Annotated in this window: 8 protein-coding genes and 1 pseudogene; 6 read left to right on the top strand and 3 right to left on the bottom strand. The window is 64.6% G+C overall.

Annotated features, from left to right (window positions below; all coding sequences use genetic code 11):
• The 3 genes from B4N44_RS19715 to hrcA form a co-directional block, all read right to left on the bottom strand.
• On the bottom strand, positions 1 to 293 hold a 293-nt coding region (locus B4N44_RS19715; protein WP_296704799.1), incomplete at its 3' end, for an Hsp70 family protein.
• Between the two features lie 92 nt (positions 294 to 385).
• Entirely contained in the window at positions 386 to 991 is a 606-nt protein-coding gene (gene grpE, locus B4N44_RS19720; RefSeq protein WP_296704802.1) for a nucleotide exchange factor GrpE, read from the bottom strand.
• 85 nt (positions 992 to 1,076) lie between these two features.
• Positions 1,077 to 2,129, bottom strand: a complete 1,053-nt coding sequence (gene hrcA / locus B4N44_RS19725; RefSeq protein WP_296704805.1) for a heat-inducible transcriptional repressor HrcA — start codon at positions 2,127 to 2,129, stop codon at positions 1,077 to 1,079.
• Positions 2,130 to 2,371: 242 nt separating this feature from the next.
• Here hrcA and B4N44_RS19730 point away from each other — a divergent pair, with 242 nt between their 5' ends.
• From B4N44_RS19730 to B4N44_RS19755, 6 genes and pseudogenes are all read left to right on the top strand, one after another.
• Positions 2,372 to 3,265 (top strand): NAD(+) kinase, encoded by an 894-nt coding sequence (locus B4N44_RS19730; RefSeq protein ID WP_296704807.1) that lies wholly within the window; start codon positions 2,372 to 2,374, stop codon positions 3,263 to 3,265.
• Between the two features lie 21 nt (positions 3,266 to 3,286).
• On the top strand, positions 3,287 to 4,954 hold the full coding sequence (gene recN / locus B4N44_RS19735) for a DNA repair protein RecN (RefSeq protein WP_296704810.1): 1,668 nt from the start codon (positions 3,287 to 3,289) through the stop codon (positions 4,952 to 4,954).
• A 43-nt stretch (positions 4,955 to 4,997) separates the two neighbouring features.
• On the top strand, positions 4,998 to 5,957 hold the full coding sequence (locus B4N44_RS19740) for an NAD-dependent epimerase (protein WP_296704814.1): 960 nt from the start codon (positions 4,998 to 5,000) through the stop codon (positions 5,955 to 5,957).
• Between the two features lie 112 nt (positions 5,958 to 6,069).
• Positions 6,070 to 6,345 (top strand): nucleotidyltransferase domain-containing protein, encoded by a 276-nt coding sequence (locus B4N44_RS19745; protein WP_414718174.1) that lies wholly within the window; start codon positions 6,070 to 6,072, stop codon positions 6,343 to 6,345.
• Positions 6,342 to 6,836 carry a hypothetical protein gene (locus B4N44_RS19750; RefSeq protein ID WP_296704820.1) on the top strand — a complete coding sequence of 165 codons (495 nt, stop codon included), beginning with the start codon at positions 6,342 to 6,344 and terminating at the stop codon, positions 6,834 to 6,836. Before B4N44_RS19745 ends, B4N44_RS19750 begins: the two co-directional genes overlap by 4 nt.
• A 291-nt stretch (positions 6,837 to 7,127) precedes the next feature.
• A pseudogene (locus B4N44_RS19755) lies at positions 7,128 to 7,459 on the top strand (protein kinase); the annotation flags it as partial.

The raw sequence follows: 7,459 nt of genomic DNA on the forward strand, positions 1-7,459 counted from the left end.
TTGTCGGCCTTGACGATCTTGTAGGCGACCATGTCCTTGTCTTTGTTGACGACACTGTCCTCGTAGCGACGTCCGATCAGTCGCTTGATCGCAAACAGTGTGTTGGCCGGGTTGGTGACCGACTGGCGCTTGGCGGACTGTCCGACCAACACCTCGCCGTCACCCGTGTAGGCGACGATCGACGGTGTGGTGCGGTCGCCTTCGGCGTTCTCGATGACCTTGACGTTGTCGCCTTCCATCACGGCGACGCAGGAGTTGGTCGTCCCGAGATCGATACCGATGATTTTACCCATGAGCATATTCTCCAAAAATGTGTCTTGTGTGGCTGAACGGCCTCCGATTTGATTCGGAGGTTGGGGAAAACCCCCGGTCGTTCAAGCCGATATCAGGATGCCTGCTGAGAGACTATGACCAACGCCGGGCGCACCAAGCGCCCGTTGAGCGTGTAGCCTTTCTGCATGACCGCCACCACGGTGTTCGGCGGCAGATCCGAGCGCGGCTGCATCGTCATCGCTTGATGAAACTCCGGGTCAAAGGGTTGCTCGATCGGATCCACGGGGGCCACACCGAAGCGATCCATCACATCGCCGAGCAGCTTCAGCGTCAGCTCAGTGCCTTCGCGCAGCTTGGCGATATCCGCCCCTTCAGCCAGCGCGGCGTCGTGTCCAAGCTCGAGACTGTCACGCACCTGCAGGAGCTCGCGTACGAAGCTGTCCAATGCGTACTTGTGGGCCTTCTCCAACTCGACGGCATGACGCCGCCGGAGGTTTTCCATCTCGGCACGCACCCGCAGCGCCTGATCGCGCAGCGATTCGGCGTCGGTGCGCGCGGCGGCCAGCTCCAACTGGAGCTCCTCGGGCGTCGGCGGCTGCGCAGCGCTCGCACGATCGCCTTCGGCGTCGACCGGACGGGACGCCGAGGCATCCTCCAGAAGGGCCTCCTCCTCCGCCGCCTCGGTCGCTTCGTTCTGTTTTGTTGATTCCGTACTCATTAGGCTCTCCCGTATCCCGGTCCGCCGTCGCGCCGCGCCTTCTTTTCGGCGTCTCGGCCGTACAACCGACCCCAAAAACCAAAAACTATTGTCTGAGCGCCGCCGCCAGCAGTCGAGCGGTGACGTCCACGATCGGGATGACGCGCTGATAGTCCATGCGCGTCGGGCCGATCACGCCCAGCACACCCACGACCTCCTCATCCACCCGGTAGGTCTGGGTCACGACGCTGCAGTCGTCGAGCAGCGCATAACCCGACTCCTCGCCGATGAAGATCTGAACCCCGTCGGCGGCGATGCAGCGGTCGAGGATGTGCAGAATCTCGCGCTTTTCGTTGAAGGCTTCGAACAGCTGTCTGAGCCGCTCCATGCTGGCCAGCTCGCCGAACTCCATGAGATTGGTCTGACCGGCGATAAAGCAGTCGTCCTTGCGCTCGGCCGACTCGACAACCTCGTGAGCCAGCATCACCGCACGCATCATGAGCTGATCCATATTGCGATGCGTGCTCTTGAGATCTTCGACGAGACGCTTGCGCACGTCCTTGATGTCTTGGCCGGTAAAGATCTCGTTGAGATAGTTTGACGCCTGCTCCAATTGCGAGGCGCTGAAGCGGCGCTCGGTCGCAATGATGCGGTTGTGGACCTCGCCCTCGCTGGTCACGAGGATCGCCAGCACCCGCGTCCCCGACAAGGGTAACAGCTCGATTTGGCGAAACACATTGCGCTCATGACGCGGCAGCATGACGACACCGGCCAAGTGCGTGATGCCCGACAAGAGCGTAGACGCCGTCTCCACCAGTGATTTGGCGTCGGAGCGCGTCTCGAAGCGGGTGCGCAGACTGGCGATGTCGTCCTCGGACGGCGGACGCACGGTCAGCAGCGTATCGACGAACAGCCGATAGCCCGCGACCGTCGGAACCCGTCCCGCGGAGGTGTGCGGCGAGACCACGAGACCCAGGTCCTCGAGATCTGCCATGACATTGCGGACCGTGGCCGGACTCAGATCCAACCCGGTGTCCTTCGCCAAGGTCCGCGAGCCGACCGGCTGACCTTCCCGGATGTAACGCTCAACGAGCGCCTTCAGGAAATGGAGCGCACGATCGCTGACCTGACCCTCGGTAGTACGTGTCTCGCTTGACAAGGTGCGTCTGCCATTGAACCGGCGATGATATGGATTCCGACCGCGGCGAGCGACGTCGTCGGAGCACGTCCGAACCGACCGGCCGCGATTTAGCACTCACCTCGGAAGAGTGCTAACACGGCAATTTAGGGATTCGGGCCAAGCCTGTCAAGGCTGCTCGGCGCGCCTATTGGCGTCATCCCTCGCCCATGCTAGCTTTAACGGCCGCAAGCCCTTCCGGATCCCAGCCTCTGACAGACCTCATGCCGCAATTCAACACCGTCGGCATCATCGCGAAGCAAGGCGACCCGGAGAAGGTGGTCGGGACATTGCGTCGCCTCGGCGCCTACCTGCGTTCGCGGTGCATCCAGGTGCGACTCGATGCCGAGAGCGCCCATCTGCTCGGCGCGGAGGTCGGGGCAGCGGTCCCGGTCGCGGAGCTCGGCGCAGGATGCGATCTGGTCGTCGTAGTCGGCGGGGACGGGACCCTCCTGCACGCCGCGCGTATGATGGCCGCCTACGGCGTCCCTCTGGTGGGAATCAACCTCGGGCGACTCGGATTCCTGGTCGATGTCTCGCCGCAGGATATCGAGTCCGCGCTCGACCCGATCCTCGCCGGCGAATACCAATCCGACCGCCGCGCCATGTTGTCGGTGCGCGTCATCGCCGAGGACGGTTTCAAGCGCAGCTACGCGGCCCTGAACGACGTCGTCATCCACAAATGGAATACGGCCCGCATGGTCGAGCTCGAGATGGACATCGACGGCGTCTTCGTCTCGGCCCAACGCTCGGATGGCTTGATCATCGCCACCCCGACCGGATCGACCGCCTATGCGCTCTCGGGCGGCGGCCCACTGGTGGATCCGGCCCTGGATGCGCTCCTGTTGGTGCCCATCTGCCCGCACGATCTGAGCAACCGGCCGCTGGTCGTCCCGGGCGATCGACGGATCGAGGTCAGGGTGCGCGGACTCGACCAGGGTCACGTGCAGGTCACCTGCGACGGTCAGGCCGACCTGCAGCTGCCCCCGCGCGCGTCCATCGAGGTGGTCCGACATCCGCATTCCGCCCATCTGCTCCATCCGCGGGGCCACGATCATTATCAGATCCTGCGGGCGAAACTCGGCTGGGGCGGGCACCTGCCCCCTATCGTGCCTTGAGCTGTCGTCGGACCTTTCCCGATGCTGACACACATCCTCGTCAAAGACCTGGCCATCGTCAGCTCGCTCGAGCTTGATTTCACGTCGGGCATGACGGCGCTCACCGGCGAGACCGGTGCAGGCAAGTCCATCATGATCGATGCGCTGGGCCTCGCCCTGGGCGATAAGGCGGACGCCGCAATGATCCGCGCCGGGTGCGAGCGCGCCGAGATCGTCGCCGGGTTCGATGTGGCGGCGGTCCCCGGTGCACGCGCCTGGCTCGCCGAGCAGGATCTCGACGAGGACGGCGACTGTCTGGTGCGCCGCCTGATCGTGCGCGACGGACGCTCGCGCGCCTATGTCAACGGCCGACCCGCCACCGGCGCCCAACTGCGCGACCTCGGCGATCTCCTGGTCGACATCCACGGCCAGCACGCCCACCAGTCGCTGCTCCGCGCCAATGCCCAGCGCGATCTCTTGGACGCCTACGGGGGCCACGCGGTCCTCGCCGCCGCGGTCGCCGCAGCCTTTCGCGAGTACCGAGGACTCGACCAACAGCTCGGGGCACTGGAGTCGGCGCGACAGGAGCGGGCCGAGCGACTCGATCTGCTGCGGTTCCAAGTCGAAGAGCTGGCCGCGCTCGGACTGAGCGCCGCCGAGATCGAGGGTCTCGACCAAGAGCAGCGACGCCTGAGCCATCTGGGGCGCCTGCAGGAGACCGCCGCGCGTATCCTCGAGGTGCTGTCGGAGGCCGAGCCCTCGATCGCCGATCAGCTGCGCTCGGCCGGCTCGGATCTGGCCGATCTGGCCGCCATCGATCCCGCCTTGGTCGAGCCCCGCGACCTGCTGGAGACCGCCGCGATCCATGCCGGCGAGGCCGCCGCAAGCCTGCGCCATTATCTCGACGGCCTGGAGATCGATCCGGCCGCCCGCGACGCGGTCGAGACCCGCATCGCACAGATCCATGATCTGGCGCGCAAGTTCCGCGTCCTGCCGGTCGAGCTGCCGGATGCCTTGATCGCGCGTCAGACGGAGCTGGATACGCTCGAGCAGGCCGATCTGCGGCTCGGTGATCTGCGCGCCTCGCGCGATGCCGCGCTGCACGCCTTTCTCGATCAAGCGCGCGCGCTCGGCGAGGCACGGGCCGAGGCCGCCGAGCGCCTGAACCGGACCGTCACGGAGGCGATGCAGCAGCTCGGCATGGCCGGCGGGCGCTTCGCCGTGGAGATCGAGGCACTGCCCCCCGAACGCGCCGGCGCGGGCGGACTCGAACGCATCGCCTTCCTGGTCAGCGCCAACCCGGGCCAGCCGTTGCAGCCGCTCGCGAAGGTCGCCTCGGGCGGCGAGCTCTCGCGCATCAGCCTCGGCATTCAGGTCGCCACCGCCGAGTGCGGAAGCGTCCCGACCCTGGTGTTCGACGAGGTCGATGTCGGCATCGGCGGCGGGATCGCGGAGATCGTCGGGCGGCTGCTGCGCCGACTCGGCGACTCGCGCCAGGTGCTCTGCGTGACCCATCTTCCCCAGGTCGCCGCTCAGGCCCACCAGCAGCTTCGGGTCCGCAAAGAGACCCTCGACGGCCAGACCTACACCCGCATCGAGACACTCGACCCGGATGCGCGCGTGGACGAGATCGCCCGCATGCTCGGCGGCACCAAGATCACCGCACGCACCCGCGACCACGCCTGCGAGATGCTCGGCTGGGCCGGATGACGTTCAACACCCCGGATGACGGTCAACACGAAGGAGTAGACGTATGAAAGTCATGGTGACCGGCAGCGCCGGTTTTATCGGCTCGGCCCTGTCCTTACGCCTCCTCGCTCGTGGCGACGAGGTGATCGGAATCGACAATCTGAACGACTACTACGATGTCGCGCTCAAGGAGGCACGACTCGCCCGCACCTTGCCCTTCGACGGCTTCCGCGACGAGCGCGTCGACATCGAGGACGGTGCACGCATGCGCGAACTCTTCGCCCTGCACCGCCCCGACCGGGTCGTGCACCTCGCAGCCCAAGCCGGCGTGCGCTACTCGATCGAAAACCCGATGGCCTACGTCAACACCAACCTGGTCGGCTTCGCGCACATCCTGGAAGGCTGTCGGGATGTCGAGGTCGAGCATCTGGTCTATGCCTCGAGCAGCTCGGTCTACGGCGCCAACACCGCCATGCCCTTCTCGATCCATCACAACGTCGATCACCCCTTGAGCCTCTACGCCGCCAGCAAGAAGGNNACCGGCCTGCGCTTTTTCACCGTCTACGGCCCCTGGGGGCGGCCCGACATGGCGCTCTTCAAGTTCACCCGCGCCATCCTCGCCGGCGAGCCGATCGACGTCTTCAACTACGGCAAGCACCGTCGCGACTTCACCTTCGTCGACGACATCGTGGAAGGTGTCATCCGCGTCCTGGATCGCGTCCCGACCGGCGATCCGAGCTGGTCCGGCGCACAGCCCGATCCCGCGACCAGTCAGGGGCCCTATCGCATCTACAACATCGGCAACAACAAGCCGGTCGAGCTGATGGACTACATCGCCTTCCTCGAAGAGGCGCTGGGTCGCAAGGCGCAGATCAACCTGCTCCCCCTGCAGCCGGGCGATGTCCCGGACACCTATGCCGACGTCGCCGACCTAGTGCGCGATACCGGCTACTGCCCGGATACCCCGGTCGGCGAAGGGGTGGCGCGGTTTGTGGAGTGGTATCGAGGCTTCTACCGGGTTTAAACCGGACTCGTCACAACAGACCAACCAAGGCGCAAATTTCGGCGGGTTTGTACAGCCTCGCAATTAAACCGCAAGTGATCTCAATGCTCCGGAAAAGGCGCCGACGATGCGTTTGAGCCCCATCGAACATCAACTGATCCAGGATTCGATTACCGCGATCGACCCGGATGCCGAGATTTATCTTTTCGGATCCCGCGTCGACGATCAGGCCAGGGGTGGCGACATCGATCTGCTCGTTCTGTCGAGCCGGATCGACTTCATGGCCAAGCTCGATCTCTTGGCGCGCTTGCATCGGCGTTTGGGCGAGCAAAAAATCGATCTGATGATCGAGCCGGACACCTCTCGTCCGGTGGCGCGCATCGCGGTCGAGACGGGGATACGTCTATGAAATCAGATCAGATCCAATGGCTGCGCGACGAGATGGTCAATCTGGAATTGGCCGCGACCCATTTGAGGTTCTCGTTGGATCGCTCGCGCGAGCTGATCGACCGGCCGGTGTGGTCACTCGAGGAGCTCGAACGTCTGGAATCCCTGACCAGTCGTTTTGCGCGTCTCGCTGATCTGCTGGTGCAGCGTGTTCTGCGGCTGATCGATGACCTGGAGTTGTCGCCTCGCGACAGCGTGCTGGACCGCATTCAACGTGCCGAAAAACGCGGTTTGTTCGAGGAGTCCGGTCAGCTGATGCGCATTCGAGAGCTGAGAAACCTGATTGCCCACGAATATGTCAGCGACCAGATGCCGGACATCTTTCGGGCGGTCGCCGCCTTGACTCCGGCGCTGCTCGCGGCGATTCCGAAGGTCAAGGCGCATGGGGATGCCCTGATTCTCCGCTATACCCGGGACGACAGTTCAGCGGATTCGCACGACAGGATTGATTGACGCGACCCCGTCATCTCTTCGGCTTCTGTGGACCCCGCTCATCGGACCGGCCGCCCAAACCGTCAAGAGTTCGTGACCCCAGCTCAGTGGTGTCCCGCATGCCCCTGGCGCTCTGCGCCATGTGTCCGCTTGGCCCAAGTGACGAGCAAAGCCACTTCTGTGCGATCGGTCGATGGGTTGAGTCGTCCTTATGCGCTTCGATGCTGACCCTGTCCCGAGCAAGATGCAGGCTCTGTGATAAAGTCCGACAGGCACGGCTGCAATCCCAAGTCTCCAGGATCGACTCCCCCGATGGACACCGCGAACAATTCCGCCTGCCCCAACTGCTTCGGCGACTTGACCGCCACTCCTTGTCCACACTGCGGCTGGCAGCCGGGCGCGGACAACCCGCCGCCGGCACTGGCCTTGGGCACCCTGCTCGACGGACGCTATCGCATTGGCCGGGTGCTCGGGCACGGCGGCTTCGGCATCACCTATCTGGCGCGGGACGAGAGCCTACAACTTCGCCTGGCGATCAAGGAGTATCTGCCGCGCGACTGTGCCACGCGTGCCCCGGACGGGGTGAGTTTGGCAATCTACTCCGGTCAGGCCGGCGAGCAATTCGCCTACGGGCTGGACCGCTT

Source organism: Thiocapsa sp. UBA6158 (genome assembly GCF_002423035.1).
In the GTDB taxonomy this organism is placed as follows: domain Bacteria; phylum Pseudomonadota; class Gammaproteobacteria; order Chromatiales; family Chromatiaceae; genus Thiocapsa.